The sequence below is a fragment of the Streptomyces sp. NRRL S-118 genome, from assembly GCF_000716335.1.
Classification (GTDB): Bacteria; Actinomycetota; Actinomycetes; order Streptomycetales; family Streptomycetaceae; genus Streptomyces.
On record NZ_KL591024.1, the window covers coordinates 63,743 to 90,730 of the forward strand.

Here is a 26,988-nt window from a genome sequence, read left to right on the forward strand (position 1 = left end):
GGACGGCGGGCAAGGAGGCGGGACGCAACGGGGGCGAACGGAACCGCGGCGCGCACCGGGCCGACACCGGCAGCCCCGTGCATACGGCACGCCGGCCTGCGAGGCGACCCGACGAAGGGCATGGATTCCCGGCAGAGGTACGGCTGCACCCCGGCACCGTGCCGTGGCCGCCACAACCTGGCCGCTCGGCCGGGTCCGGTCAGGGGCGGTGGCGCCGGTTCCGGGGCATCAAACCGGCGCGGCGGGCCAATTCGTCCTCCGCGACCCAACCGCGGCGCTTGCCCGGCACGGAGCGGACAACGTAGCGGAAGGGCAGTCCGCCCGGTTCGGCGACCATCCCCCCGAACCGGGTGTCGCCCGCGAACCACACCTGGTTCCCGGGGCGCTGCCGCCCCCGCGGCTGCGGGCCGTCCCATCCGTCCGAAGGGACCGGGAAGGAACAGTGGCTCTGTCCGTCGGGCTGCAGCAGCACCACGCGGCCGTCCGTGCCCCAGCGTCGACCCTGTGCCCGCTCCCCCTCGGCAGTGACCACCCGGACGTCCTGTGTGCGGACGGGCCATATCTGCCAGCCATAGGTGCTCATGACCAGACGCTCCCTGCGGCGCGCCCGGCGCCAGAGCAGCGTCAGGCCGGCCGTCGAGGCGATGACGGGGGCGAGGCATGCGGCGGTGACCATACCCGGCGCCGAGCCCGGGCCCACAACCAGGAGTACGACGGCCAGCAGCACCACCTCGGCGGTCAGAGCCAGCACGCCCCACCGCAGGCCGCGTTCACGGCGGCGAAGGACGTCCTCGACGCCGGGGGTGTCCATCGCCACTCCGGGCAGCACCTCGTAGCCGTACTCCAAAGCAATCAACGCGTGCTCCCGTCTCAGGGCGGCCGCGGGAAACGCGGCACCGCCGGTAGGACTTCCGGCGGCAGTCGATACCGCCTCAGTCCCGGCCGGCAGGAGCCTACTGGCCGCGCGGCCCGCCCCACGCAGGCCGGGACGGGGCGCGGGAGCCCAGCGGCCCTCCGTCAGGCCGCGCGCCGTGGCATCCCAGCCCGTGCCCCACGGCTCCCGTACACCGCCGGCCCGCACCGCATCCGCGCCCCGCAGAGCCCGACAGGCACCGGGAACGGGTGTCCGGGCCGTACGGGGGCTTGCCCGACCCGTACCGCTGGTGCGCCCGAGTTGCCACTCGGATGGGTCCCGCCTGGATGCGCCGCCCGGCACGGCACGCGAACACTGGGGCCGAACGGGGATGACTCCGATCCGAAATCCGAAAAGAGGCGGCTCATGCGCACGATGCTGATGTGCCAGATGGACACGGAGAAGGCCAACGCGGCGATCAGGGCCAACAGGCTGGACGAGGTTCTCGGTGCCGCTATGGAGCGGCTGCAGCCGGAAGCCGCCTACTTCGGGGCGCTGGACGGCATGCGCACCGCCTTCATCGTCTTCGACATGGAGCAGCCTTCTGATCTGCCCGTCATCTGTGAACCGCTCTTCAACGAACTCAACGCGAAGATCACTGTCTTCCCCGTGATGAACCCCGAGGACGTCCGCACGGGTGTAGGACGGTTCCTCGCCTCCTGACCTCGCGGAGCCGATCGCGTGCTGCCGGGTCTGCCGGGTCACCGCACGGGCCGGGGCCGAACGGAGAATCCGGTGACCGCGTGGCCCCTCCCCGGTGCGGTGCGGCGGCGGCGGGGCTACTGGCACGGGCGGACCGAGGTCTGCCCCCTGCCCCTCCCCGTGCATCGGCCCTGCTCGGCACCCGCCGCCACGTGCGCACCGGCATGAAGCGCGGCCTGGTCGTCGAGGGCCGATGACGTAGCCGCCGAAGTCACGGCTGGGGAACGGCAGGGCTCCGGTACGGAGCGACGGCACGGCGCGGGAGTGACCGGCCTCGCCGGGTCGGCGCCACGGGCACAGCGATGGACCGCGGGCAGCGTCGCGCGGCCGCCGGGAGCGCAGTACCGCCACCCGGCCGTGAACGCCGGGCCGGGGCACGGTCCGCGTGGCCGGCACCCGGCAGCCGGCCGGCCGACGGCGTTCCGGTGCGACGCCTGGATGGTGCCCCGGGCCCCCAGGCCACCGCCCGTCTGCTCGGCGTTTCGGCCTCTCCGCCGCAGCGCACCGAGTTTCGGCAGCCCCCACCGAGGTCTCCGGCGCACGACGTCGTCAGCACTCATGGGCACGTATGGGTACGGCTACTCATGCGTCACGCACATGACGACGCCTACCGTCACACGCATGATCAACAGCTCCGTACGCAAGGCCCGGGTCTCCGGGCGGTCGGTCGCGTATGCCGTCACCGGGCTCGTGACGGTGGCGCTGCTCGTGGCTGCCGTGGTGGCGGCAAGGGCCGTGTGGAACGGCACGCCGTATCCCTCGGCCGACCCCGACGCGGTCGCGCAACGGCTCAAGGCCCGGTCCGACGAGGTCTACGACAGCTTTGCGCTGCCCGCGACGTACGCCGCGAGTGGGGGCAGGGTGTCTACCGGAGCCTGTTACTACCGCGGGCTGAGGGGCATCGCCCACATCGACGAGGCACGGAGTGACGTCCGCAGTTTCGGCCTCCGTTGGAGCATCCCGGGCGTTCCCGAAGCCACTGCCCGGGACGCGCAGCGGCGCGTGCGCCAGCGGCTGGCGCAGGAGGGCTGGAAACTCACGTACGAAGAAGACCGTGCGGGTGCGACCTTCCGCGAACTCGGCTTCCGGTTCGAGAGCCCGGGAGGCGGCGACCATGTCGACGTGCAGTGGAACGACTCGACCACCACGCTGTTCATCAGCGTCTACGCCGCCTGTGGGCAGGTTCCCGACGACTTCGTGGAGCACGACTGGCCGGAGGCGGACTGGGAGCCGAAGGGGTAGACCGTCCCGACCCGCGCGGCGTTGCCAGGAGGTCGGACACCGGGCGGTCACTGCCCCTCCCGGTCCACCGGGACGTGACGGTGGCGGGCACCTTCGTGGGCTGCCCACGGCTCGTCCGGCGGGAACGCACGACACGCCCCCGGCCCCAGGACAGGCATCGAACATCGGGACTCGACCTGGGCGCGCAGGATCGCCCGGCGTAGGCTTCGCTCAGCACGGACGCGGCGGGGGCGGAGCATATGACGGCTGAGACGGCACAGCGGTGGGGATCGACCCTCGACTCGGTCGTGGTGTACGCGCAGGGCGCGGTCTGCCGGCGTCGGGCGCGCGTCGGCGTGCCGCCCGATGGCCGGGTGCGGGTGACGGGACTGCCCCGCTCGCTGGACGCGGGCTCTCTGCGGGCCCGGGTCCTGCACGGTCCCGGACTGCGCGTCACCGAGGCCAGGGTGGAGGTCGAGGCCGAGCCGCTGGAGGCCGGCACGCCGCACGCGTTGCGGGGCGAGTTCGAGCGGCTGCGCGACGCGTGCGCGGCGGCGCAGGGACGCCGGGACCGGCAGCTGCGGTTGATCGAGGAGATCAGCGGCCTGCACCCGGTCCCGCCGGCCCGCAGGCGCGATGACCCGCACCGCCGCACTCCCGCCGATGCCTGGCTCGAGCTCGCCGACTTCGTCGACGAGCGGCTGACCGGGCTGCACGCCCGCCTGGTCGAGCTGGAGGACGAGCTGCGCGGCCTCGAGCACGAGCTCGGCATCGCAGCCGACCGGCTGGCCCGGGCCTCCAGCGACGTGCCGTCGGCGCACGTGGAGACCACGGTCTGCGCGGTCCTGACCCTCGACGGCACCGGTGACGCGCAGGTGGAGGCGGAACTGGAGCTGGAGTACGGCGTCCCGGGCGCTGTCTGGGTGCCGGCCTACCGCCTCACCCACCGTCAGGGGGACGGCACCGGCCGCCTGGTGCTGCGCGCCTCGGTCGCCCAGCGCACCGGCGAGGACTGGACCGGTGTGCGCATCGGGCTGGCCACCGCCGACCTGCGGCGCCGCACCGACCTGCCGAGGCTGCGCTCGATCCGGATCGGACGCCGTCAGCAGGACCCGGCCCCGTCCGGCTGGCGCGAGCCCCCGGCGGGGCTCGCCGACCTGTTCACCGGGTACGACGCGGCCGGGCCTCGCCCTGCCGCGCCCGCCGCCCCCGTGGCGGTCGGAGCCGGCCCCGTACCGGCGGTTGCCGCGGGCGGCTTCGCGTCCGGTCCCGTTCCGCCGCCACCGCCCGCTCCACAGGCCTACGGCGGGGCGCCGGCCGCGCCCGGCAGCACGGCCGGCCTCTCCACGGAGACCCTCGGTGGCGGTCTGCCCGCGCCCGCGCAGCCGGTCCCGTCACGACCGGCCGGCAGGCCGCGCACCGCCGGCAGGGCCTTCGCGGCCGCCCCGGCCCCCGGGGCTCCCGGCCGCGGCGCGCCGCCACCTGCGGCCCCCGCGGCTCCTGGCCATGCCGCACCGGCGGCTCCCGCCGCGCCCCCTGCCGGCCCGCCGCAGCCGAGCGGCGCCGAGCTCGACTACGCCGCCCTCGTCCTGCGCGGCCCCGAGGAGCAGGGCAGCCGCAGGGGCAGGCTGTTCCCCGGCGCCTCCTTCGACCCGGTGGCGGCCGAACACCGCCGCCGCGCCGAGGCGGTGACGGGGCTGGCACTCCCCCAACACGCCGTGCGGCCACGCGAGTCGGCGGGCTCCTTCGACCACCGCTTCGATGCCGCCGCCCGCGCCGACATCCCGTCGGACGGCACCTGGCACACCATCACCGTCGCCGAGATGCCCGTCGGTCTGCGCACCGAGTACCTCTGCGTGCCGTCCGTGGAGCAGACCGTGTACGCGACGCTGGTGATCTCCAACGCCACCGACCAGGCGCTGCTGGCCGGCCCGGTCGAGGTCACCGTCGACGACGACTTCCTGGTGACCGCCGCACTGCCCACCCTCGCTCCCGGCGGCCTCCGCCGGCTGGGGCTCGGCCCTGCCGAGGGCATCCGGGTCACCCGCCGTACGAACCTCCTCGAGTCCACCGCGGGCCTGCGCAACAACACCACCGTGCTCGACCACCGAGTCCACGTGGAGCTGGCCAACCGGCTGGCGAGGCCCGTCACCGTCGAGGTCCGCGAGCGGATGCCGGTCACTTCCGAACCGGAGGTCCGGATCGAGGAACGGGCCGACTGGACGGTCCCCGAGGACGGCGCCGGGCCCGAGCACCACGCCCCGGGCACCCGCGTCTGGCGGGTGGACCTGCCCGCCGGGGGCACCGCCGCCCTCGACGGTGGCTACGAGATCCGCATCCCGGCCGGCAAGGCCCTGGTCGGCGGCAACCGCAGGAGCTGAGCACGCATGTCCACGGACGTCATGTCCACGGCCCTGGAGCCGATCGCCCTCCCCGTCACCGCCGTCACCTGTCTGGAGGACCGCGCCCACATCGAGCGAACGGCCGTGCTGGACCTCGAGGCGGGGGTCCAGCGGCTGCGTCTGGGACCGGTCAGTGCGCTGGCCGTCGACCGTACGCTCCATGCCGAGCTGACCTCCGGCCATCCGGCGTCCGTGCTCGATGTGCGGATCGTCCGCGACTGGACACCGCGCGGCCCGCGCCCGTCCGACGACGAGGACTCCGCGCTGCGCCGGCGCGTACGCGAACTCGAGGAGGAGCGGCTCGTCCAGGGGCAGCGCCGCGACCGGTTGCACGCCCGCCTCGACCTGCTCGGCCGCCTCGCCGCCGACCTGCTGCGCGAGATCGGCGAGGGAGCGGGCCGCGGGGAGGCCGAACAGTCCCGCTGGGCACGCGAACTGGACCGGGTGGACGGCGAGCGGGACGCGTACGGCGAGGAACTGCGCGCCGTGGACGCCCGGCTGGCCGCCCTGGCCACCGAACTCGGGGAAGCCGTGCGGGCGATGGACCTCGCCGAGCACGAACCGGCCGAACTGGTCGGTCATGTCGAGCTCACCGTGGAGGCCTCGGCCGCCGGACCGGCCGGGCTGCTGCTGAGCCACCTCACTCCGTGCGCCCTGTGGCGGCCCGCCTACCGCGCCGTGCTCGACGGGGAGTCCCTGACGCTGGAGACCGATGCCATGGTCTGGCAGCGCACCGGCGAGGACTGGTCGGACGTACGGCTGACGCTGTCGACCGCCCGGTCGGCGCTTGCCAACGACCCGCCCCGGCTGGGCGAGGACCGGCTGACGCTCACGGACCGCTCCGCGGCGGAGCGCCGCACGGTCGACGTCGAGCTGCGGGAGGAGGAGATCGGCGACCTCGGCCCCGTCCCCGGGCTCGGCCTGCCGGGAGTGGACGACGGCGGCGAGGTGCGGGTGCTGAACGCGTCCGCACCGGTCTCCGTACCTGCGGACGGCCGCGCCCACCGGGTGCCGCTGTCGGCCTTCACCACGGCCGCGCGCAGCGAGTACGCCTGTACACCCGAACTGTCCCCGCTGGTCACCCAGGTGGTGTGGTGCGACAACCGGTCCGGCCACGCGCTGCTCGCCGGGCCCGTGGACCTGATCCGCGGCAGTGGATTCACCGGCCGCGGCACGCTGGACTTCACCGCCCCGGGCGCTCCCGTCGAGCTCGCCTTCGGCAGCAGCGACGACTACCGGGTCGTCCGGCGGACCGAGGAGTCCCGCGACTCCGCCGGGCTCACCCAGCGGACCGTGATCACCCGCACGGTCCGCCTGCACCTGTCCCGGTTCTCCGCTCCCGGAGAGCGCGATGAACGGGTGGTCCTCCTCCGCGAGCGCATCCCGGTCTCCGAGGTGTCGGCCGTGGACGTACGGCTGCGCAAGGAAGCGTGCGCCCCGGTGCCCGACGCGCTCGACGCGGATGGAATCGCACGCTGGGACATCACCCTCCCGCCGGGCGGGCGCCGCACGGTCACCCTGGTCTACGAGCTGTCGGCGAGCGGGAAGGTCACCGGGCTCTAGAGCCTCACCTCCGGCCGGTCAGGGCGTTCCGCCGCCGTCGTCCTCGTCCTCCGCCGTGGTGGGCGGGGGCAGGGGTATGCGGGTCTGCCCCTCGATCGGCGCCGGTGTCCGCTCACCGAGCCGGTCCTCGAGGAGCTGCAGCCGGGTACGCGTCTTCTCGGTCGTCATGTTCTCCCCGTCACCGCTGCAGCGGCCCGGAAGCCGACGGACGGCCCGGCCGTTGCGCCGCGGCGGCCGACGCCACGGTCCCGGGGTCCTCGCCGGTGAGTTCGACGATGCGGTGCGGCGCGAGCCCGGCGGCCACGGCGCGCGTGAGCAGCGCGTCCCGCTCGCCGGCGCAGTCGCGGTAGGCCAGCAGTTCCTCCTCCATGCGGGCGAGGGCGCCGGGCGCCAGCGCATGGCGCAGCCGGCTCAGCTCCTCGTCGCTCAAGGGGACGGGCAGCTTCTCCGCTCCCTCGGGGATGCTGCCCGTCTCCTCGGGCGGCAGCAGCCGTAGCCGGGCGGAGTCTGCCGTGACGCCGTGCGCGTCGAGCCAGGCCCGTACCGCGGGCGTCTCCAGGCACGCCAGTTCCCCCACGGCGGCGACGGGTGCGCCCAGCGGGGGCGCCGAGCCGTCCACGAAGAACAGGTAGGCGTCGTCGGTCATGCTCGTCTCCTTCGCAGACGCGATGGTGGTCTGCTCTCCTCCTTACCCCCTCCGGCGCGAGCCACCGCCTTGTTCCGGACGGCCGCCGTCGCCCTCCGTCTCCGGCCGGCGCGAGCCCGGGAAGCGCAGCCGGCGCGGATCGGCGCCACGTGGAGGAGCCGGGACGTGGCCCGGGCGGCCGGCTCGTGTCACCCTTGCGCGCGCCGGGCGGGCACCGCGCACGCCGCCGTGCCACCGGGCATGCGGTGCCGGTTGTTCGCCACCAGCCGGTAGCCGACGCGGGCGGCCCACCGCACCGGAGGCAGCATGAGCAGCGCCCCCAGCGGCGCCCAGCCCCGGCCCGTGTACAGAAGGATCTTGGCCACCGCCTGGGCACCGCCGTACACCCTGCCGACAGGCGTCACCCAGAGCGCTTCATGAGCCGCGCGCTCCGGCGTCACCCCCAGCGCGGGCAGATCCGCGAACTGCCGGGCGACGACCTCGCAGTCGGGCCGGAGGCGACGCTCGACGAACGTCACGCAGGCAGTGCAGAAGCCGCAGTCACCGTCGAAGACCAGCACAGGTCGGGTCCGCATGTCTCCAGTCCGCATGTCTCCATGGTGCCGGACGGGGATGTGCGGCCCGGGCTGTCCGGGACAGGCGGGGAGGATCGTCCGGACAGACTTCCGACCAGGCCGGACAGGAGTGCCTTGTCCGGGACAGCCGTTCGCCATTGCCCGCGGCTGCCCGGGGTCAGCACCATCGGCACTGCTGCACGGACCGGCGAACCGACCGCCGGGAACGCGGCGAAGCCGACAGCGACGCGCGGCGACAAGAACGGTCCTGCCGCCGGCACGGCGACGCATCTCATGACCGGGACAAGGGAGAACTATGAACATCAAACGCACACTCACGGGTAGTGCCGTGATCGCATTGCTGATGGTGCAACCCATGGTGGCGAACGCCGCCCCCGCCGGACCGGCGGATGCGCCCGCGGGCGTGACGAACGAACCGCCGAACTGGACACCGTCGAACATCGGCCCCCTGGCCTGCTGGGACGACAACGTCGTGAACGGCCCCGGCGGTACGAGCGTGAGGAACTCCATCTGGCTCAGGAACGGGCCCAACGCGGGCTGCGGCAACTCCAGCGGCTACTCGCTCCCGGTGGGGACGCGGCTCGGCGGCTGGTGCTACACGTACAACGAATCGGGGAACAAGTGGTACTACGTCAGCGTGGGAGGCGCGGCTCCGTACGGCTGGATCTACGCGGGAAACGTCACGCCGGACGCAAGCTCCATCACCACGCCCTGCTCCTGAGGTGACGTGAACGGTACCTGGAGCGGCTGATGCCGGTTCGGTCAGGGGTTTGTCCGGCGCCCCGGGCAAACCCCTGACCGCCGGAGGGGTCCGGGGGGAGTGCTGCCACCGGCATGGCGCCGGGCGCCGGATCCCTTCCGATGATCGCTCGGCCCGCCGTGTGGCCGGGGGCCGGCGGTGGAGGGCCCGAGCGGTGGCGCGGCGGGCCGGAGGGGGTTCATCAGCTCTCCGCGACGGCTTCGAGCGGGCGCAGAGCGGCTGCCCGGCGGGCCGGGACGGCGGCCGCCGCCACGCCGATCGCGAGGGAGAGCAGGCACACGAGGAGCAGCGTCCCCCAGGGCAGCGCGTAGGAGTACTGCTCCAGCGCGCCGTTGGCCAGCGCGCCGACCGCCCAGGCGCCGAACAGACCGCCCGCCAGGCCGAGAAGGGTGCCGAAGGCGGCGACGGTGAGCGACTCCAGGCGGATCATACGCCGGACGCCGGCGCGGTCCATGCCGATGGCGCGGAGGGCGCCGATCTCGCGGGTGCGTTCCGCGACGGACATGGCCAGGGTGTTCGCGATGCCGAGCGCGCCGATCACGGCCCCGATGGCGAGCATCCCGCGCATCACACCCAGCAGGTCGGCCATGGTGCCGGCGGCCTCGTCGACGAGCCGCTCCCGGTCCTGGACCCGCAGGAGCGGGTTGTTGCCCACAGCGGTGCGCAGCCGCTCCTCCAGCGCCTCGGAGACCGCGCCTCCGTCGGTACGGACGAGGATGCGCTGGACGGAGCCGGGCATGAAGCTGTTGCGCGCCACCTCGGCGGCGACGCCGAGCGCGTCGCGGGCGACGGGGTTGTCCTGGTAGACGCCCACGACGGTGTACTGCCGGAGAGCCTGGCTCCGCCCCATGCGGGCGCCGAGCCGGCTGCCCGCGGTCACGCCGTACTCCCGGGCGAGGGAGCTGGAGACGGCGATCCGGCCCGGCCCGAGGTCCTTGACGGAGCCGCTGACGAAGTCGAGCTTCATGACGGCGCCCACGGTTCCGGGGTCGACGCCGGAGATCTCCCGTACACCACCGGCGGTGAACAGGGTGGAGTCGGTGACGGCGCTCGCGGTCCGCACCCCGGCGGTGTCGGCCGCCCGGCGTACGGCGGCGGGGTCGATACCGGTCATGGTGGAGCGGGTGCTGATGACGTAGTCGGCGCCGAGTCCGGCCGCGGCCCGGCGGTCCAGGGCCTGCCCGGTGGAGTGTCCGATGACGGCGAGCCCGGAGACCAGCGCGGTGCTGATCAGCAGGGTGGCAGCGGTGGCCGCGGTCCGCCGCGGGTCGCGCAGCGCATTGTCCCGGGCGAGCCGGCCGGTGATCCCGAAGCGGGCGGTCAGCCGTCCGGTCAGCCTGATCACGGGGACGGCGAGCACCGGCGCCAGCACGAGCAGGGCGGTGACGAGGAGGGCGCAGCCGAGAAGAGCGCTCTGCAGGTTCTCCTCCGAGGCGTCCTTCGCCCCCTGGAGCGACACCAGCCGGCCGGATCCGAGAACGAGCAGGCCGAGACCCGTCGCGACACGGACCCGCGACCGGGTGGCGGAGGGCGGCTGTTCGACGGTGCGCAGCGCCTCGACGGGCGCGACCTTCGCGGCCCTCCGGGACGGGAACCACGCGGCGAGCACGGTGACGCCCACTCCCACACCGAGCGCTGCCACGACGGAGCGCGGGCCGATCACCAGGGGACCTCGCGGCAGCGTGGTCCCACCCGCGCTCAGAACGCCGGGCAGCACGTGGGCGATGCCGAGACCGAGCAGAAAGCCGGCCGCCGATGCGACGAGGCCGACCAGGAGCGCCTCCAGGAGGAAGGAGCGGGACACCTGGCGGCGCGTGGCTCCGATCGCCCGCAGCAGCGCGATCTCACGGGTGCGCCGCGCCACGAGCATGGTGAACGTGTTGACGATGAGGAACGAGCCGATGAAGAGCGAGGTCGCGGCGAAGACCAGCGGCAGCTTCTCGTACCCCCGTGTGAGGGTGTCGACGAGTACGGCCTGCCGGGCGGCCTGGGCCGCGCCGGTGGTGGCCTCGGCGCGGTCGGCCGGGAGCACGCCGGTGACCCGGCGGGCGAGCTCGGAGGGGGTGGTGCCGGGCGCGGCCGACAGATCGATCCCGGTGTAGTGGCCCGGGGTGGCGAACAGCTTCTGGGCGGTCGCCTTGTCGAACACGGCGAGGGTGCCGCCGGCCGTCACCCGGGTGTCCTCGGTGGTGACGATGCCGACGAGACGCTTCGTGATGACCGGACCATCGGTGGCCAGCGTGACCATGTCGCCGATGGCGAAGCGGCCCGCTGCGGCGGTTCCGCTGTCCACGGCGAGCTCGTCGCCGCGCACAGGGGCGCGGCCTTCGGCCAGCGGAAAGCGGCTGTCCTCACCGTCCTCGGCCGGTACGTAGGCGGCGGCCAGGTTCGCCCCGGGCCTGACCCGCAGCGGGGTCCCGTCCGCCGCGTTCATCGTGGCCGAGCCCTCGGCCGACGGCCGCACGGAGGAGACGCCGGGAACGTCGGCCAGTTTCCGCGTGAGCGCGTCGTCGAGCACGCCGGACCCCTGGTCCACGGGGGCCCCGGGCGGGGGCTCCTTCGCGGTCACGGTGACTGCGATGCCGGCGAAGTTCTTGGACGCGGCGGCACGATGGGCCGCGGCGGTGGAGTCGGCGAAGAAGAGGGTGCCGCAGACGAACGCGACCCCCAGGCAGACCGCGAGCACGGTCATGGCCTGTCGGGCCTTGTGCGCCAGGACGTTGCGCAGAGCTGTTCTCAGCATGGTGGCTCCCGGGACGTGGGGCGGGGGCGTGGGCCCGGCGGATGGGGGGCGGGGGTTGATGGGGCCTGGGGCGGGACCGGGTCAGCCGGTGCGTGCGCGGGTGTCCAGGTTCTTCATCAGGTTCAGGACCCGGTCGGGGGTCGGGTGTGCCATCTCGTCGACCAGGCGGCCGTCGGAGAGGAAGACCACGCGGTCGGCGTAGCCGGCTGCGATGGGGTCGTGGGTGACCATGACCACGGTCCGGCCCAGCTCGCGCACCGAGTCGCGCAGGAAGCCGAGGACTTCGGCCCCGGCGCGGGAGTCGAGGTTGCCGGTGGGCTCGTCGCCGAAGACGATCGCGGGGCGGGAGGCCAGGGCGCGGGCCACCGCCACACGTTGCTGCTGCCCGCCGGACAACTGTGCGGGCCGGTGGTCGAGGCGCTGGGAGAGGCCGACCATGGAGATCACACGGTCCAGCCACTGCTGGTCGGGGCGGCGTCCGGCAATGCTCAGCGGCAACGTGATGTTCTCCAGCGCGGTCAGCGTCGGCAGCAGGTTGAAGGCCTGGAAGACGAACCCGATCCGGTCGCGGCGCAGCCGCGTGAGCTGCCGGTCTTCCAGCGTGCTGAGCTCGGTGGTGCCCACGCGCACGGAGCCGCTGCTGGGTGTATCGAGCCCGGCGGCACAGTGCATGAGGGTGGACTTGCCGCAGCCGGAGGGGCCCATGATCGCGGTGAACTCGCCCTCACGAAAAGCGATGCTCACCCGGTCGAGAGCAACGACACGGGTGTCGCCACTGCCGTAGACCTTCGTCAGGTCGGTGGTGGCTGCCGCGACCCCGGGCGTGGTGCGGGGCGCGTACAGGGCAGGGGGATCGGCGGTCACGAGGGACTCCTCTTCGAGTACGGAAGGGCGCACTTCGAAGGGTGACCGTCGAACGTATCGGGGCCTGGGCCGGCGTGTATCGGCGTCCGCGCCGTTTTGTATCGGTCCTGTACGGGTCCTCGCGGGCCGGTCAGGCGCGCAGGCTCACGCAGGGCGGGCGGGCAGGCCGGAGCGGGGGGGCGGCGCAGGCAGGGGGCCCAGGTGATCAGGCCGGGAGGCGCGCAGGTGGTCGGACCGGGATGTGCAGGGTGGCGACGGCGCCCCCGTCGGCGGCGTTGTCCAGGCGCAGCTCGGCGCCGAGGAGCCGGGCCTGACCCACGGCGATGGTGAGGCCCAGGCCGTGGCCCGAGCCGCGCTCCGGCGTACCCGTGTGAAACCGGCGCGGACCGTGGAGCAGCAGGTCCGGGGGGAAGCCGGGGCCGTGGTCGCGTACGACGACCGTACGGCCCTCGACGGTGACCCGCACCGGGGCGTCGCCGTGTCGGTGGGCGTTGACGACGAGGTTGCTGACGATGCGTTCCAGACGGCGCGGGTCGGTGTCCACGGTCTCCCCGCTCCCCGGAGCCGCGGCCTCCGGCGCCTCGGTGATGGTGACCTCGGTGTCGAGGCCGGTGCGCGCCACGGCCTCGGCGACGACCGCGCCGAGCGGCACCCGGGCGCGGACGGGCTGCTCGGCACCGGCGTCGAGCCGGGAGATCTCCAGCAGGTCCTCGACCAGGCCGCGCAGATCCCGCACGCGGGCACGGAGCAGGTCCTCCGTCTCACCGGGCGGCAGCAGGTCGGCCGCCACCAGCAGACCACCGACGGGGGTGCGCAGTTCGTGGGCCACGTCCGCGGTGAACCGACGCTCGGTGCACAGCCGTCGGCCGAGGCTGTCTGCCATCAGATCGACGGTGGCGGCGATCTCGGCCACCTCGTCGCGGCTCTTGGTGGGCCCCGTCCGGGCGTCGAGGTCCCCGGCGGAGATCCGGGCAGCGGTCCGGGAGACCCGCCGCAGCCTGCGGGCGAGCAACCCGGCCCCGCAGACCGCCAGGGGCGCGGCCGCGGCGAGGGCGACGAGCGAGGCCAGCGTCATGGTCACATCGAGCCGGCGCAAGGTGTGGAACTCCGGGCTCATGTTGATCCGGACGGCGAGCACCGGGCTGCCCGGGCCGCCGGTCCGCTGGGCGGCCCAGACGCTCGGCCCCAGGTTGCCTTCGACGTGTCCGTCGGGGGCCGCGTGACGGTCGCCGTCGGCCGGGTCGCGCAACGCGGCGGGCAGCTCCGCCGGATCGAGCTCGGCACCGTCCGCCAGCGTTCCGGTACGCCGGTAGACGTCCATGGCCGAATAGAGCGTGTTGAGAGCCTGACCATGGGCGCGGTCACGGATGTCGTGCGCCGTCCACAGGTGCACCAGCACGCCCACCGCCGCCACGACCAGGCACGCGGTGACCGCGGCCAGTGCGGCGATCTTCCAGCGCAGGGACGCGCGAGCGGGCCGGAGCCGGTGCAACGGACGCACCTGCCTCAGCGCCTGAACTTGTAGCCGAAGCCGCGGACCGTTTCGATCCGCTCGCGCCCCAGCTTCCGGCGCAGCCGCTGCACGCACAGGTCCACGACCCGGCTGTCGCCGTCCCAGCCGTACTCCCACACGTTGCGGAGCAGGGTGTGCCGCTCCAGCACGACGCCCGGGTGCGCGGCGAATTCCAGCAGCAGCTTGAGTTCCGTGGGAGTCAGCGCCACCGGGCTGCCCGAGACGTGCGCCTCCATGCCGGCGGTGTCGATGCTCAGGTCCCCGAACACCAGCACCTCCCCCTCGGACGGCGGCCCCTCGCTCGTGGCGGCGCGCCCGGGTCCCGGCGTGGCCGCGTAGGTCGCCCGCCGCAGCAGCGAGCGGATGCGTGCCACGAGCACGTACGTGTCCAAGGGCTTCACCACGTAGTCGTCCGCCCCGGCCTCGAGACCGGCGACGACATCGAGCCCGTCGCCACGAGCGGACATCATCAGCACGGGCACCAGGCTGGTCTCCCGAACCCTGCGGCACAGACCGATCCCGTCCAGACCGGGCAGCATCACGTCCAGGACCAGCAGGTCGAAGCTCTCCTCACGGAAGAGTTCGAGCCCGGCGAGGCCGTCGGCCGCGGCCTTCATCCCGTAGCCGTAGCGTTCGAGGGCGACGGTGAAGGACCGGCGCATCAGGTCGTCGTCCTCCACCAGCAGCACACGCACAGGGCGCGACGAGACCCCGGCCGGGGCTGACGAGGACACGGGTGGGTGACTCCTGTTCGGGTGGACGGGCTGAGTGATCGGTCCAGCGGGGATCATGCACGGCCGGCGACCTGAAAAGCACGATACGGCAGACCCCGGACGCGGCGACCGCGTCGCGAAGACGAACCCGCAGGTCCCCTCGCCTCCGTGAACTCCGGTCTCCGGACGGTCCCACCGGCCCGGGAGGCCGACTGCGCAGCGCACGCCGGCTTCGTGCGGTGCCCCGTTCGCCATGGTGGTGCAGTGTTTCGATGGGTAACTGAGCGCTCCTTGATACCCGGCTGAAACAATGCCGACCGGCACCGTACGCCCCCGCCGGACGGACTGTGATCGCTCCGCAGCGCTGTGGCTCGGCCGCTCGAAATCCTGATGGCGTTCGTGCGGCGGTGCACGGCGGACCGCCCCGGTGACCGAGCCGAGGGGCACATGCCCTGACGTGGGAAGACGTTGATCCGTCACGGCATCCGTTCAGGCCGGACGAGGATGCCGCGAGAGCGTTGACGGGGTTGGTCGCGCCTTTGCTGCCCGGCGCCGATGCCGTGCCCGAACAGCGTCGGCGGGCGCTGGATGCGGTCTGATTTCGAAACGAACTCGACGGGAGAGCCGACGTCGCGGATAGCCCTGCTGGAACCGCCGTGCACCTACCCGGGCCGGCGCACCACTATCCGGTGCAGGACGGCACCGGCTGAGGCAGGCCGGTACGATCCGGGACGCGTTCGGTCGGCCGTTGTGGCCAGGTGCGGCTATCGGCGGACGCCGTTCGCGGTTGCCGGTTCGTCGAGCGTCGAAGGTGGTCCGATGTCCTGGCCGGATGTCACGGTGGTTGATGCGTGCGTGCGGCGCGACGGCCGGGGCGGCAGCCCCACGGCCGTCACCGACGACGACCCGGCGGCGACGGACGCCAACCGGCGTGCGGTCGCTGCTGCGGCCGGCACCTCGCACGCGGCGTTCCTCGGCCCGGGGCGGACGCCGGACGGTGGCTGGCCGGTCCGGTTCTTCACCGCCGCCGCCGAACTGTCCGGCTGCGGCCACGGCACCGTTGCCGCGCAGGCCGTCCGGTTGACCCGCACCGGGCTGGGCGAGCTGAACGACCGCCAACACACCGGCGGGCGCACGTTCGACACCGTCGCGATCCGCCGCCCCGCCGGCATCGAGGTGTGGTTCGATCAGGGACTCGTCGCGCTGCGTCACCCGGCACCGGACGAGCGCGCCGCGATCGTCGCCGCGCTCGGGCTCACCGCGGACGACCCGCATCCGATGGACGCGCCACGGATCGCCGCGCCCGGCGCACCACGCATGCTGGTACCGGTCCACGACCGGTCGGCGTTGCTCCGAGTCCGCCCACACCTCGGCAGGCTGGCAGAGGTGTGCCGGCGGTACGGGCTTCTCGGCTGTTTCGTGTACGTACCGCCGGTGGGCGACCGACCGGGTGCGGCGCGGATGTTCGCGCCGGCGATCGGCGTCGACGAGGACGTCGCCAACGCCAACAGTACCGGCTGCCTGGCCGCCCACCTGCTCGACACGGCAAGGGCACAGACGATCGCGATCGAGGTGGAGCAGGGCGACACCCTCGGTCGACCGGCCAGCGTGCTCGCTTCGGCCCGACGAGGGCCGACGGGCATCACGACCCGGGTCGGCGGGTTAGCGGTGGTCCGCGACTCTCACAAATGAGTAGTTCTGAGAGATCACGGACTCCCGCCGGGCCGTGTCCGGTTTGCCCCTGATCTTCGTTCTCATCACCTCTCGCAACAGGGCGTCGGCGCTGGGGTGTCCGGCCCGGCGCATGACGCTGGGGTACTCATCGGCGATGCGCTGCGCGAGCGCCCACAGCACGGCACCTGGACGGGCGCTGCCGGGGAGGGTGGGCCGAGGGTCTCGTACCGCAGGTACGAGGCCATGGCGAAGGTGCTCCTGTCGACGGCGGCCAGGGCGGCGAAGGCGAGCGTGCAAGGGGTGCGGACCAGCCCCGCCGCGGCGTGCAGCATCGTCAGCATGCCGCAGGGGACGGCGGTCAGTTCGCGAACGAGGCGGGCGTAGATCTCGGGTTCGGGCAGGGTGCCGGGCGGCACGCCACCCAAAACGGCGCGTCAGGGCGCGCTCAGCTCAGCGCTCCGGCCGTGACCGACGCGGAAAGCCGGGCGGCCCATCCTGCAATGGCGCAGCCTGCTTCCCGGCCCCGGGCCAGCAGATGCGGGACAGCCCTCAGGCGTCGGTCCATCCGGCCGTGTTGGAGTACGACTCGTAGCTGTAGCGGGTGCCGCGATCCCATACTTCACTGGTGAGGAGCTCGTAGGCCTTGTCCGGCACGTAGAGCAAGTCCTCGGCCCAGGCGAGGTCGGTGACGAACGGTATGAAACGCGCTGGTTCTCGAAGTACCCTGTCGTACTCCTCACGGCCTGCCGCAACGACCGCTGCCCGGGTGTACAGGAACGCATCGCCCGACAGTCCCTCGCCGTACTCCTTGCGGTCCAACCTGTACATAGCCCAGGAGAGCTGTTCGGCGAAGCCGACGACACCAGCCACAGGTCCGGCGGCCAGGCGGGCTGTCAGTGCCGCGGCGAGCCAGGCGCCCTCGGGGTCGGGCGTTGAGGGGCTGCACTCCTCGATGAGCTGCCAGAAGACGTCCTCGTTCATACCGGAGAGCATGGCGGAAGGGTCTGACACGCCGGGGCGTGTGGCGTTCCCCCTGGCCGATCGGCGGCGGTCGGTGCGAGCCGCGGCCGGGCAAGCCGCGAGGGCGGTTGATCACTTCAGTTCCCGACGCAGAGCTGGACGGCACCGCAAGGGCGCCGCACCCGGCTGGTCACCGAGGCTGGCGGAACCTGGAGCCGGAGGACGGAAACTCAGGCAACCGACGCCCGGAAAGGATCGGTGGGGATGATCTCTGCCTCGTCGAAGAGTTGCTCCAACGCCTCGTGCCCGTGACGCCCGCGGAACTCGATCTCGGCTGTCGTTACGGGCAGGGCCCACAGGATGCGGGCATGGCCCCCGGGGACGGGACAGTGTTCAAGGTCTGGTCCGTGGAGATAGGGCAGGCTGATCAGCAGGTGATCGCAGGTTGACCCTGGCACCCACGGTTCGCCGATCGGCATGCTGTGCTCCAGGTCGAGCCGATGTCCTCCGCAGTGGTAGGAGGCGATCATCGCCATGAGCTCGATGAACCGCTGGTCGCGGACGTGGGCGGTCATGACGAACTCAAGGCCGTGACCGTCCTTCTCCATCGCGGCCCAGCACCCGGCGGTCACATAGGCCCAGCTGTCCCCGCGGGGACCGGGCCCCACGACGAGAACTCGCAGATCGGATGCCACCTCTCGCCGTTCCGGCCCGAGATCACAGTCGACCACCTCCACGGAGTGCCCCTCGAAGAACATCCGGACATGGGACTCGACAGCCTCCGCGGCCAGCAGCCTCGCATCACTCACCACGCGATCATCCCAGACCGCGCTCGCCCCCCTGACAGCTCACTCAGCGTCATGAGCCGCCGACGTCAGCTCCGAATACGCGACACCTCGACATACGAGCCCACCAGCCTCAGTCCCCGTCCTGGACCCGGCAGGGCTGGTTCCCGGCGGTGAGCTGCCCGACGACCCGGCCGCGGTGGAGGAGGACCATCCCTTCGCCCCCTCCATGCCGGACCGGCCGCCCGTGGACAGCATCGAAGGCCACTTCGCGGCGGTGGTCGGCTCCCGCCCGCCCGGCGGACAACGGCGTCCGGAACAACATCCCCGACCGGCTGCGCACGGGGCAGTCGCCGCTGGGACGGTCGCGGACCGGCGGAGGTGTCAGCCCGTCATCAGCCGGTGGACGAGGAGTGCCGAAGCGCCGGCCAGCAGTGCGATCACCCAGATGGCGACCAGCGGCTGCCGCCCCTTCGCCAGGGCCTTCACCGTGGCGACGACCTCGACGGCCGCGCCCACCATTCCGACGGACCCGACGACGGCCGCCGTCCAGTAGGCCCAGGCGTGCCCCTCGAAGAAGCGCAACAACATCAAGGCCGGGCCCAGGAATACGACGGGCCACGTGTTGCTGCTCAGCGAGGGCTCCGCGGGCTCGGCCCGCCCGTCCTTCGGCCCCGCACCGGGCGCACCGACCTCCGGCATCGTTCCCACTCCCCCGTTCCGTCATGATCAAGACCTGGTAACCCGTACGACGTCAGGATCAGCCGTCGGGTTGCCCGGCACCGGCAGGAATTACGCCCCCCGTCTGGCCGATGTCTTCGCGCTCGACCCGCACCGTCGCGTCGGGCCGGCCGACGCGGAGCACGACCGCCACCTCACGCTGAAGGCGGAGGTGCCCCGGCTGCCGGGGGAAGAGGGCCTCAACGCACGGGGGCGGGAAGTGATGTAGTACAGCCTCGAAGAGTTCGGCATGTTCGACCCCCAGCGCGTGGAGAGTCTCCCCGAGCGGCACGAAGACCATGACGTGACTGAAGGCCAGTCATCTGCTGCTCCCGTTCCTCGAAGTCGGCACGTGGATGCGTCAGTACGGAGTCACGATCGCCTGACGGCGTACCGCACCGCCACCCTCCCGCCCCGACGGCCCCCTGCTGAAGAGACCGCGATCTCGGCAGCGGGGGGCTTTCCGCTTTCCGTGTTTCTGTCCGGTGCATACGGAAACGGGTCTCTCATGTTTCCCGACTTCACACTCGAGCACATCTCTCTGGACGAGGTCTCCCTCCGCGTCCGCCACGGGGGGACGGGGCCGGCCGTCCTGCTGATCCATGGCCACCCGCGCACGCACACCACATGGCACCGGCTCGCGCCGCTCCTGGCACAGGAGTACACCGTGGTGTGCCCGGATCTGCGCGGCTACGGCCAGTCGTCGAAGCCCCCGACGGACGGCCGGCACGAGACGTACTCCAAGCGGCGCATGGCGGCGGACTGCCTGCGGCTCATGACGGCGCTGGGCCATGAGACGTTCCACGTCGTCGGCCACGACCGGGGCGGGTACGTCGCCACCCGGCTCGCCCTCGACCACCCGCGGGCCGTCACCCACCTCACGGCCCTGGACATCGTTCCGATCGCCGAGGCGCTGGAGCGCTGCGACGCCGACTTCGCCACCCGCTGGTGGCACTGGTTCTTCCGCGCGCAGCCCCATCCCGGGCCGGAGACCATCATCGGCAGCAACCTCTCGCTCTGGTACCAGGACACGGCGGAACAGATGGGCGAGGAGTCCTGGCAGGACCTGCAGAACGCCCTGAGCGACCCGCGCACCATCCACGCGATGTGCGAGGACTACCGGGCGGGGCTGGGCGTGGACAACGAGCACGACCTGGCCGACCGGCGTGCGGGCCGGCGCGTTCAGTGCCCCACCCTGGCCGTCTGGGGGGAGGAGAGCGATCTGCCGGACCTCTATGACGACATCACGGGGATCTGGCAGTCCTGGGCGGACGGTCCGGTGACGGGCCGCTCCGTCAAGAGCGGGCACCATCTGGCGGAGGACGCTCCCGGGGAACTGGCGCGGGTACTGCGTGCGGCATGGGCCGCGTGCGCCTGAACACGACCCTGCCGGCACACGCCCGCCGGCACGGACGGCGGCGCGGCGGGGGCCGGCGCCGGAGGTGGTGCAACGAGCCTGCGGCCCCCACCCCGCCGGTTGCGCACGGCGACCGCGCCGCTCCCTCTCAGTCCCGTTCCCGAGGGATGCGCGCGGGCGCACCACTCCTGCCGGAGCCGTCGGCACGGGGAGTGCACGCGGTGCCGGCCTCTTTCCGTGGCGCACCGCGAACGTTCCACACCTGCACGGCTGTGCATGGCCGATGCCGACATGGCTCGCGACCGCCCATCCATCCAGCCGGTACGGCGGGTCGAGCCGTCGCCTGATGGCGGTTCGCTCGGCCGGCGCAGCATCACCGTGGCCGGACAGCGGGCGTGTTCAGGCGGCTGCGGCGACCCCGGCGCCGATGGCGATGAACAGCCAACCGGTGGTCAGTTCCCAGCGGTGGCGGACCTTCGGCCGGGCGAGCAGGGCCCGCAGCCGGGCGGCGACGAGGACGAGGCCGAACCAGTAGACGACCCCGATGAGGACGTCCAGGATGCCGAGGAGGAAGATCTGCCGGGCCGGCGAGCCACTGTCGTCGACGAACTGCGGCAGGATGCTGAGGAAGAACAGCGCCGCCTTGGGGTTGAGTACGTTGGTGAGGAAGCCCTGGCCGAAGAAGGACCGCCGCCTGCCCGGCGCGCCTCCGTCTTCCGCCGTCGGCGTCCCGGCCGGGCAATGGGCGCCGTCCTCGTGCCCGCCCACCCCCTCCCCGTCCGTACGCCGCCGCTCCCGAACGGCGCGCCGCGCGGCGAGCACCGCCCGCACCCCCAGGTGAACGAGGTAGGCGGCGCCCAACAGTTTGATCGCGCCGTACACCGAGGGCGAACGGGCGGCGATCGCCGACAGCCCGGCGGCGGCGGCGAGCATGTGGACGCACAGCCCGGCCTGCGCACCCAGCGCGGCGGCGCGCCCCATCGACGGATGCTCGGCCGCCGCTCTCACCACCACGAGGAAGTCCGGGCCGGGGACCACGTAGGCCACCAGCACCACGCCGAGGAAACCGATGAGGTCGACCGACATGTGCTCTCCATTCGTCCGCCCGCCTGCCTGTCCGCCGTGACGGCAGCACGGCGCCCGACCGCGGCACCGGGCGGGCCCGGCGCCGTACACCGGCCCGGCGAGACGGCGGCATCGCCGACCCTCTGCGGCTGTACCGCGGTTGACCATCCGTCAGGACGTCGGGGCATGCGCTTCCGGTACCCACGGACAGCCGGGACAGGCCCGCCGCTCCCACGGTTCCCTCCGGGCGCCCGGACCTCCAGGCCCTCGTCCGTCGCGCCCCAAGGGCGACCCTTGCGGCGGTAGCGACGCTATTCGGTCAGCTTGGATGGACGTTTGATGAACGCGCCGCGACGGAGAGCAGGTCAGCGGGCCGCGCACGGCTCTCACGTCCAGGTGTCACGGTGCGTCCGGGGGCGATCACGCACTGCGCGCACCCCCGCTGACCTGCCTGAACGACCATTCGGTCGCCGATAATCGAACGAGATGTCTGTAAATCGGTCACGGATGTGCACACGCCTTTCACACCCGACAGACTCTGCGACGTACAGCCCGCAAAGCACAGGCAACTTCCGCCTCTGCCCTTCGAATCGAAAGAGAGTGTCGCCGTGCGTCGCCACATCGCTGCCGTCTCCGCCGCTACCCTTCTGACCCTGGCCTGCGCCACCGGTGTCGCGGAAGCGCAGCCCACGAGCCTGTACGCCCCCTCCGCCGTGGTCCTCACCGTCGCCCAGGGCGGGGAGGACGGCACCGTCGTACGGGCGGCCACCCTCAGCTGCGCACCGACCGCCCAGGGAACGCACCCCGACCCCGAGGCCGCCTGTGCGGCTCTCGACGCCACCGCCGGAACCCTCGACACGCTCCTGGCCGCGCCGGACTCCGACCGCGCCTGCCCGATGCACTACGACCCCGTCACCGTCACCGCGGACGGTGTGTGGCAGGGCAAGCGCATCTCCTGGAAGCACACCTTCTCCAACGCGTGCGCCATGTCCGCGACCCTCAACGGAAACGCCGTCTACGCGTTCTGACCGTCCGGGCAATGCCCCGGACGGAAGCGGGCGCCCCACGCGGGCGCCCGCTTCACCGTGCGCGGCCGGCGTCATGGACCAGGCGTCAGGCCGACGCTTGGACCGCGGAGCCCGCCGTGGCCACCGCGCCCCGGACGACCCGGCGGCGGCGGGCCGGCAGGCCGAGCGTCGGATTGGCCACGCCCCAGGCCGCACCCTTGCAGATCAACTCCTTGTAGACGGCGGCGACCCGTCCGGTCAGCGCCGCGCCGACGGCCCGGTCGTCGGCGGTGACGTACTGGATGAGACCTTCCTTGCGGCCCAGCGAGATGCACTGGTTGAAGTAGCGGATCGGGATGTGCGGGACCTTCCCGCCCGTCAGGCGCGCCGCTATCGCGTCGGCGGCCTGCCACGCGGCGGGGACGCCCGAGGCGCACGACATCCTCAGGGGCTTGTCGCCGGGGCCCATCGCCATGGCGGCGTCGCCGACGGCGTACACGTCCGGGTGGGAGACCGAGCGCATGGTCCCGTCGACCACGATCTGGCCCGTGCCGGTGGTCTCCAGGGCGGTGGCCCGCGCGATCGGGTGGACCGCGAAGCCGGTGGTCCACACGGTGACCGCCGCCGGGATGACCTTGCCGTCGGCGGTGGTGACGCGGTCGGCCTCGACGCCGGTGACGGTGGCGTGCTCGTACACGGTGATGCCGAGCTGGTCGCACGTCTTCCGCAGGTGCCGGCGCCCCTTGTCCGACAGCCAGTCGCCGAGGCCGCCGCGGGTGGCGAGGGCGACGGCGAGGTCCGGGCGGGTCTCGGCGAATTCGGTCGCGGCCTCCAGACCGGTGAGGCCGCCGCCCACGACGACCACGGACCCGCCGGCCTCCAGACCGGCCAGCCGCTCGTGCAGCCGGAGCGTCCCCGGACGGCTTGCGATCTCGTACGCGTGCTCGGCGGCGCCCGGTACCCCGTGGTCGTGCCAGCCGCTGCCGAGGGCGTACACGAGGGTGTCGTACTCCAGCTCATCGGCGTCGCCGTCCGCGCCGACGACGGCGACGGCCCTGCGGTCGACGTCGACTCCGGTGACCTGCGCGAGCCTCAACTCGACGCCGGTGCCCCGGAACATGTCACGCAAGGGCCGGGGCCGCAGGTGCTGGCCGGCCGCGAGCTGGTGCAACCGGACACGCTCCACGAAGTCCGGATCGGCATTGACGAGCGTGATGGTGACGTCGTCACGGTGCAGCCGCCTGGCGAGGCGGCACTGTTCCGGTGTATCCGGCGCCGAGAACGATGATGCGGTGCTGCATTTCCTGCTCCTGTCTGCGGGTCCCACCCTTGTTCTGCGCGGTGACGCCCCTTGAACCGGGCAGCCCGCCGTTTCCTGACAGGAACGCGATGTGAACCGGATCACATCGAGCTCAGCAGCACCTCACCTCATCATCGGGGCCTTCCGGCACGGTCAGAAGGCGTGGAACAGGGGCTCCCCGTGGTCGACGGCACCCCACACCCCGGTCGCACGCTCGAGCTTGTCGGGATTGACCTGGCTGCGGAAGGCGGCAATGCCCTCGGCGGTGACCTCCGGGACGATGATGCCGACGACCCGGCCGCCGACGACCGCCACGACGGCGGGGCCGCCGTTGGCGGTCGTGACGTGGATCTCGGGCGAGCCGCCGACCAAGGCACGCTTGGACCGTGCGGGTTTGAACAGCCCCCGCATGAACTTCGCGACCGCGAGGGCGCCCTCGAATGCCTTGGTCCTGGCCGGGACCTTCCCGCCGCCGTCGCCGATCGCGATGGCGTCACTCGTGAGCAGCCTCACGAGCGGCTCGGTCTTCCCGCTGGTGGCGGCCGCCAGGAACTCCTCGACGATCCGCCGGGCGGCGGCCTCGTCGACCTCGCTGCGGGCCGTGCCGTCCGCGATGTGCTTCTTGGCGCGGTGGAAGATCTGCTGACTGGCCGCCTCGGTGAGGTCGAGGATCTCGGCGATCTCCCGGTGCGGGTAGTCGAAGGCCTCCCGCAGCACGTACACCGCCCGCTCATTGGGGGACAGCCGCTCCATGAGCGTGAGGACCGCGTACGAGACCGACTCGCGCCGCTCCGCGGTGTCGGCGGGGCCGAGCATCGGGTCCCCGTCGAGGAGGGGCTCCGGGAGCCACTGACCCACGTACGTCTCGCGCCGCGCCCGGGCCGACGTGAGCTGGTTGAGGCACAGGTTGGTGAGGACCTTAGTCAGCCATGCCTCGGGGACCTCGATGCGCTCGACGTCCGCGGCCTGCCAGCGCAGGAAGGCCTCCTGCACGGCGTCCTCCGCCTCGCTCGCGGAGCCGAGGAGACGGTAGGCGATGGCTTCCAGACGGGGCCTTGCGGCCTCGAACCGGTTCACGTCGTTCGTGGTCAGCGGCATGGCTCCGGATCCTAGCCGGGCGGGTCGTGAGGTCGTACCCCAGCCGCCGGACGGCCGTTCCCCGGCCGGACCGGCACAGCCCGACCCGGCCCCGGCCCCGGACGGATGAGGGAGCACGCACCGCGGACCGCGAGCAGCGGACTGCTCGGACTGCTAGGACTGCTCGGACTGCCGCCGAGGGCCGCGACACCCCGGTCGCCTGCGCCCTGCCCGTCCGGGGTCAGCAGTCCGGGACCGTGCCCCACCCCGTGTCGACGTAGACCGCGGGGAGGAAGCTGTCGAGTTCCGGATCGTTCTTGATCAGATACCAGACGCCCTCGCGTCCGGGCGGGCCGGTGTAGGCACTGCCCACGGGGACGACACGGCCGGAGACCCTGCAGTGCACCGCGATCGTATGGCCCGGGGGGTACACGCCCGTACGCCACTCAGGTCCGGCGTCCGTGGGCGTCCGGTAGGCCTCCACGGCTCCCGAGTCCGGTGCGCCGCCCTCCCCGTCCTTGGACCACGCGACCTCTCCGGGGACGACTTGCTCGGGTTCCGGAGTGGACGGCTGGGGCCTCCCCGGCGGGGGCGTGAACGGCGGCGGCTGGACGCCCTCCTTGCCCCCGGGGCCGCTGGAGCGCGTGGGCCGGCTCTCCGTGGCGTCGGCGCCTGCGCTGCCGGAGCGGGTGGCACGGGGAGGGACGACGTCCGGTGGCCCGGGCGGTGTGCGCGGTGCGGTGCCTGTGGCAGAAGGCGACACCGTGGGGCGCGAGGACGGGGTGCTGCTGTGGACGCCGCCGGGTGACGCGGACGGCTCCGTCGCGGGCGGCTTGGCGTTCCTCCCCGGGTCGGCACCGGTCAGGAGGAGCGCCAGGGCCGTCACCACCGTCACGATCGTGGCCGCGGCGACCCCGGGGATGGCGATCCGCTTCCGCTTCCACCAGGGCCGGGGCGTGGGCACCGGAGCCGGCGTCACCTCCGGCGTGGCCAGCACGGTGAAGCGGCCGGGAGAACCTCCGCACTTCTGATACGCCGCTGCCCACTCCCTCACGAGGTCGTCCGTCGGCAGCCGCAGCTCCACGGCGGCGATCCGGACCAGGAGTTCCACCTGCGGCCAGGCGGGCGGACTGGTCCGTCCGTCACTCGTCAGGGCATGCCATGTCCCCTTCGACGGTGACGCCTTCATCCCGGGAACGTCGCCCCGGCTGACGACAGGACCACCGAGTGCCTGCAGCTCGTCGAACGTCCGCTTCGTCGACTCCTTCAGGGCGCGTAACGCCGTGCGGTAGGACTGCCAGTCCTCCGGTCCCGACTTGTTCAGCATGTCCCGCCACGTCTCGGCCATCGCCCGCGACCCTCCGCCCTGTCATCCAGGTCACCAGGATCGCGGATACCGCTGCCCTTGCGGCTCCGCATGAGGTGCACCGCCGTACCAAATTTGTTCAACGCGCCGGGCATCGAGGCTCTCACGTGGGAGAACTCCCCTCACTGCGCTCGAAATCATTCAGGAACGGAGTTGGTCTGGTGTGACCGGTTCACCGGACGTTCTGCTCGTCCTACGCCGCTTCCCGCGGCTGGGCCGGCCCGGCGAGGGCCGGTCCCCAGGACGCACGAGCAAGGACCGATGCCGCCATGACCGACCCGACCCTGACACCTGGACCCGGCCCCGGGCCGGGACCCGCACCCGCACCTGGCCCCGGCCCCGCACCGGGCCCCCCGGACCAGACCAAGAAGGTCATGGCGATCATCATCGCCGTCCTGTGCGGCACGGTCGCCGGGCTGATCGCCTACCTGCTGGGGCGTCACCTCGGAGCCACACCGCTGGAGGGCCTGGGTTGTTCGGGTATCTCCTTCCTGGCCGTCACCAGCCTCGTGAAGGCGATCGAGGAGAAGGTCGGAGTCCTCTGACACAGATGTCTCCGCGAAGTCCCGGCATCGAGCGGGGACTTCGCCTTGGGCGGCGCGCGGCCGGCCCCGTACGGTGCGGGCGCGTCACCCACGCCACCGACCGGGCGGGGTGCGGACGGCATCGGCCTCCGCTCCCGTCCTACGGGCCCGGCTGCGCGCGGTGTTGCTCGACGAACTCCGGGCCTGGCCCCAGGAGCCGCTGTACCTGCCCGCGCCGGCCACTCCCCTGCTGCGCACCCTGTGCGACGCCTGCGCGCCGATCCGGCGGACAGCCGCACCCTCGCCGAACCGGGGGCCAGGCGGGGGCTGGCGACCGCACCCTGTCCCGGCCCTTCCGCGGCGACCCCGGCATGACGTTCCCGCAGTGGCGCACCCAGTTGCGGCTCCACCACGCGCCGGTCCTGCTGGCCGAGAAATCGCCTGTCACCGCGGTCGCGCATCGGTGCGGCTGGGCTGGGACGCCACCGGCCGGCCGCCCCTGCGGCCACGCGGCTCCGGCTCCGGCTCCGGCTCCGGC

At 72.9% G+C, this 26,988-nt stretch carries 23 protein-coding genes and 2 pseudogenes; 10 read left to right on the forward strand and 15 right to left on the reverse strand.

What is annotated here, in order from left to right:
- Positions 1–199: 199 nt before the first annotated feature.
- Positions 200–856: a hypothetical protein gene (locus tag IH00_RS0130075; protein ID WP_031079096.1), complete on the reverse strand. Its 657-nt coding sequence runs from the start codon at positions 854–856 to the stop codon at positions 200–202.
- Positions 857–1,279: 423 nt separating this feature from the next.
- Here IH00_RS0130075 and IH00_RS0130080 point away from each other — a divergent pair, with 423 nt between their 5' ends.
- The 4 genes from IH00_RS0130080 (at position 1,280) to IH00_RS0130095 (ending at position 6,801) form a co-directional block, all read left to right on the forward strand.
- Positions 1,280–1,576 carry a hypothetical protein gene (locus IH00_RS0130080; RefSeq protein WP_031079098.1) on the forward strand — a complete coding sequence of 99 codons (297 nt, stop codon included), beginning with the start codon at positions 1,280–1,282 and terminating at the stop codon, positions 1,574–1,576.
- 660 nt (positions 1,577–2,236) lie between these two features.
- Entirely contained in the window at positions 2,237–2,857 is a 621-nt protein-coding gene (locus tag IH00_RS0130085; protein WP_158828001.1) for a hypothetical protein, read from the forward strand.
- Positions 2,858–3,096: 239 nt separating this feature from the next.
- Complete coding sequence (locus IH00_RS0130090) at positions 3,097–5,217, forward strand: DUF4139 domain-containing protein (RefSeq protein ID WP_052411733.1); 2,121 nt, start codon at positions 3,097–3,099, stop codon at positions 5,215–5,217.
- A 21-nt stretch (positions 5,218–5,238) separates the two neighbouring features.
- Positions 5,239–6,801, forward strand: coding sequence for a mucoidy inhibitor MuiA family protein (locus IH00_RS0130095; RefSeq protein WP_031079104.1), 1,563 nt, complete (start codon positions 5,239–5,241; stop codon positions 6,799–6,801).
- 18 nt (positions 6,802–6,819) lie between these two features.
- Here the strand turns inward: IH00_RS0130095 and IH00_RS42970 are convergent, their stop codons facing one another.
- The 3 genes from IH00_RS42970 to IH00_RS0130110 all read right to left on the reverse strand — a co-directional run bounded on the left by IH00_RS42970 (position 6,820) and on the right by IH00_RS0130110 (position 8,022).
- Positions 6,820–6,969: a hypothetical protein gene (locus IH00_RS42970; protein ID WP_158828003.1), complete on the reverse strand. Its 150-nt coding sequence runs from the start codon at positions 6,967–6,969 to the stop codon at positions 6,820–6,822.
- A gap of 10 nt (positions 6,970–6,979) precedes the next feature.
- Positions 6,980–7,447: a DUF6003 family protein gene (locus IH00_RS0130105; protein WP_052411734.1), complete on the reverse strand. Its 468-nt coding sequence runs from the start codon at positions 7,445–7,447 to the stop codon at positions 6,980–6,982.
- Positions 7,448–7,635: 188 nt separating this feature from the next.
- On the reverse strand, positions 7,636–8,022 hold the full coding sequence (locus tag IH00_RS0130110) for a thiol-disulfide oxidoreductase DCC family protein (protein ID WP_031079107.1): 387 nt from the start codon (positions 8,020–8,022) through the stop codon (positions 7,636–7,638).
- Positions 8,023–8,350: 328 nt separating this feature from the next.
- On the opposite strand from IH00_RS0130110, the gene IH00_RS0130115 reads away from it, so the two are divergent.
- Complete coding sequence (locus tag IH00_RS0130115; protein WP_234335009.1) at positions 8,351–8,743, forward strand: hypothetical protein; 393 nt, start codon at positions 8,351–8,353, stop codon at positions 8,741–8,743.
- Between the two features lie 220 nt (positions 8,744–8,963).
- Here IH00_RS0130115 and IH00_RS0130120 read toward each other — a convergent pair whose 3' ends face one another.
- The 4 genes from IH00_RS0130120 to cseB all read right to left on the reverse strand — a co-directional run bounded on the left by IH00_RS0130120 (position 8,964) and on the right by cseB (position 14,636).
- Positions 8,964–11,525, reverse strand: a complete 2,562-nt coding sequence (locus IH00_RS0130120) for an ABC transporter permease (protein ID WP_031079111.1) — start codon at positions 11,523–11,525, stop codon at positions 8,964–8,966.
- Positions 11,526–11,606: 81 nt separating this feature from the next.
- Positions 11,607–12,368, reverse strand: coding sequence for an ABC transporter ATP-binding protein (locus IH00_RS0130125; RefSeq protein ID WP_039947573.1), 762 nt, complete (start codon positions 12,366–12,368; stop codon positions 11,607–11,609).
- A gap of 226 nt (positions 12,369–12,594) precedes the next feature.
- The gene (locus IH00_RS0130130) at positions 12,595–13,881 is read right to left on the reverse strand and encodes a sensor histidine kinase (protein ID WP_031079116.1); all 1,287 of its coding nucleotides are present in this window, start codon (positions 13,879–13,881) and stop codon (positions 12,595–12,597) included.
- 14 nt (positions 13,882–13,895) lie between these two features.
- Positions 13,896–14,636: a two-component system response regulator CseB gene (cseB, locus tag IH00_RS0130135; RefSeq protein WP_052411735.1), complete on the reverse strand. Its 741-nt coding sequence runs from the start codon at positions 14,634–14,636 to the stop codon at positions 13,896–13,898.
- A gap of 798 nt (positions 14,637–15,434) precedes the next feature.
- Between cseB and IH00_RS0130140 the strand changes: the two genes are divergently transcribed.
- On the forward strand, positions 15,435–16,307 hold the full coding sequence (locus IH00_RS0130140) for a PhzF family phenazine biosynthesis protein (protein ID WP_031079120.1): 873 nt from the start codon (positions 15,435–15,437) through the stop codon (positions 16,305–16,307).
- A 531-nt stretch (positions 16,308–16,838) separates the two neighbouring features.
- Here the strand turns inward: IH00_RS0130140 and IH00_RS0130150 are convergent.
- The 3 genes from IH00_RS0130150 to IH00_RS0130170 form a co-directional block, all read right to left on the reverse strand.
- Positions 16,839–17,270, reverse strand: coding sequence for a DUF4240 domain-containing protein (locus IH00_RS0130150; RefSeq protein WP_234335011.1), 432 nt, complete (start codon positions 17,268–17,270; stop codon positions 16,839–16,841).
- A gap of 209 nt (positions 17,271–17,479) precedes the next feature.
- The gene (locus IH00_RS0130160) at positions 17,480–18,058 is read right to left on the reverse strand and encodes a suppressor of fused domain protein (protein ID WP_031079124.1); all 579 of its coding nucleotides are present in this window, start codon (positions 18,056–18,058) and stop codon (positions 17,480–17,482) included.
- Positions 18,059–18,418: 360 nt separating this feature from the next.
- Positions 18,419–18,736 carry a hypothetical protein gene (locus IH00_RS0130170; protein ID WP_031079127.1) on the reverse strand — a complete coding sequence of 106 codons (318 nt, stop codon included), beginning with the start codon at positions 18,734–18,736 and terminating at the stop codon, positions 18,419–18,421.
- A gap of 526 nt (positions 18,737–19,262) precedes the next feature.
- Between IH00_RS0130170 and IH00_RS0130180 the strand changes: the two genes are divergently transcribed.
- Entirely contained in the window at positions 19,263–20,132 is an 870-nt protein-coding gene (locus IH00_RS0130180) for an alpha/beta fold hydrolase (RefSeq protein WP_031079130.1), read from the forward strand.
- A gap of 378 nt (positions 20,133–20,510) precedes the next feature.
- On the opposite strand, the gene IH00_RS0130185 is transcribed toward IH00_RS0130180, so the two are convergent.
- Positions 20,511–21,197 carry a LysE family translocator gene (locus IH00_RS0130185; protein ID WP_031079132.1) on the reverse strand — a complete coding sequence of 229 codons (687 nt, stop codon included), beginning with the start codon at positions 21,195–21,197 and terminating at the stop codon, positions 20,511–20,513.
- A gap of 587 nt (positions 21,198–21,784) precedes the next feature.
- Between IH00_RS0130185 and IH00_RS0130190 the strand changes: the two genes are divergently transcribed.
- Positions 21,785–22,204 carry an SSI family serine proteinase inhibitor gene (locus IH00_RS0130190; RefSeq protein ID WP_031079133.1) on the forward strand — a complete coding sequence of 140 codons (420 nt, stop codon included), beginning with the start codon at positions 21,785–21,787 and terminating at the stop codon, positions 22,202–22,204.
- An 85-nt stretch (positions 22,205–22,289) separates the two neighbouring features.
- Here IH00_RS0130190 and IH00_RS37855 read toward each other — a convergent pair.
- From IH00_RS37855 to IH00_RS0130205, 3 genes and pseudogenes are all read right to left on the reverse strand, one after another.
- A pseudogene (locus IH00_RS37855) lies at positions 22,290–23,484 on the reverse strand (NAD(P)/FAD-dependent oxidoreductase).
- Positions 23,485–23,636: 152 nt separating this feature from the next.
- Complete coding sequence (sigJ, locus tag IH00_RS0130200) at positions 23,637–24,581, reverse strand: RNA polymerase sigma factor SigJ (protein WP_031079134.1); 945 nt, start codon at positions 24,579–24,581, stop codon at positions 23,637–23,639.
- Between the two features lie 220 nt (positions 24,582–24,801).
- The gene (locus IH00_RS0130205) at positions 24,802–25,908 is read right to left on the reverse strand and encodes a serine/threonine-protein kinase (RefSeq protein ID WP_031079135.1); all 1,107 of its coding nucleotides are present in this window, start codon (positions 25,906–25,908) and stop codon (positions 24,802–24,804) included.
- A gap of 287 nt (positions 25,909–26,195) precedes the next feature.
- On the opposite strand from IH00_RS0130205, the gene IH00_RS43505 reads away from it, so the two are divergent.
- Positions 26,196–26,471 carry a hypothetical protein gene (locus IH00_RS43505; protein WP_078888032.1) on the forward strand — a complete coding sequence of 92 codons (276 nt, stop codon included), beginning with the start codon at positions 26,196–26,198 and terminating at the stop codon, positions 26,469–26,471.
- Positions 26,472–26,613: 142 nt separating this feature from the next.
- Positions 26,614–26,988, forward strand: a pseudogene (locus IH00_RS40750) (helix-turn-helix domain-containing protein); the annotation flags it as partial.

Coding starts and splice junctions, on each gene's coding strand:
- IH00_RS0130105 (WP_052411734.1), bottom strand. CDS start 7,447: ATGACCGACGACGCCTACCTGTTCTTCGTGGACGGCTCGGCGCCCCCG.
- IH00_RS0130150 (WP_234335011.1), bottom strand. CDS start 17,270: ATGAACGAGGACGTCTTCTGGCAGCTCATCGAGGAGTGCAGCCCCTCA.
- IH00_RS0130185 (WP_031079132.1), bottom strand. CDS start 21,197: ATGTCGGTCGACCTCATCGGTTTCCTCGGCGTGGTGCTGGTGGCCTAC.
- IH00_RS0130085 (WP_158828001.1), top strand. CDS start 2,237: ATGATCAACAGCTCCGTACGCAAGGCCCGGGTCTCCGGGCGGTCGGTC.
- sigJ (WP_031079134.1), bottom strand. CDS start 24,581: ATGCCGCTGACCACGAACGACGTGAACCGGTTCGAGGCCGCAAGGCCC.
- IH00_RS0130110 (WP_031079107.1), bottom strand. CDS start 8,022: ATGCGGACCCGACCTGTGCTGGTCTTCGACGGTGACTGCGGCTTCTGC.
- IH00_RS42970 (WP_158828003.1), bottom strand. CDS start 6,969: ATGACGACCGAGAAGACGCGTACCCGGCTGCAGCTCCTCGAGGACCGG.
- IH00_RS0130140 (WP_031079120.1), top strand. CDS start 15,435: ATGTCCTGGCCGGATGTCACGGTGGTTGATGCGTGCGTGCGGCGCGAC.
- IH00_RS0130180 (WP_031079130.1), top strand. CDS start 19,263: ATGTTTCCCGACTTCACACTCGAGCACATCTCTCTGGACGAGGTCTCC.
- IH00_RS0130095 (WP_031079104.1), top strand. CDS start 5,239: ATGTCCACGGCCCTGGAGCCGATCGCCCTCCCCGTCACCGCCGTCACC.
- IH00_RS0130120 (WP_031079111.1), bottom strand. CDS start 11,525: ATGCTGAGAACAGCTCTGCGCAACGTCCTGGCGCACAAGGCCCGACAG.
- IH00_RS0130205 (WP_031079135.1), bottom strand. CDS start 25,908: ATGGCCGAGACGTGGCGGGACATGCTGAACAAGTCGGGACCGGAGGAC.
- IH00_RS0130090 (WP_052411733.1), top strand. CDS start 3,097: ATGACGGCTGAGACGGCACAGCGGTGGGGATCGACCCTCGACTCGGTC.
- IH00_RS0130170 (WP_031079127.1), bottom strand. CDS start 18,736: ATGCCGGAGGTCGGTGCGCCCGGTGCGGGGCCGAAGGACGGGCGGGCC.
- IH00_RS43505 (WP_078888032.1), top strand. CDS start 26,196: ATGACCGACCCGACCCTGACACCTGGACCCGGCCCCGGGCCGGGACCC.
- IH00_RS0130080 (WP_031079098.1), top strand. CDS start 1,280: ATGCGCACGATGCTGATGTGCCAGATGGACACGGAGAAGGCCAACGCG.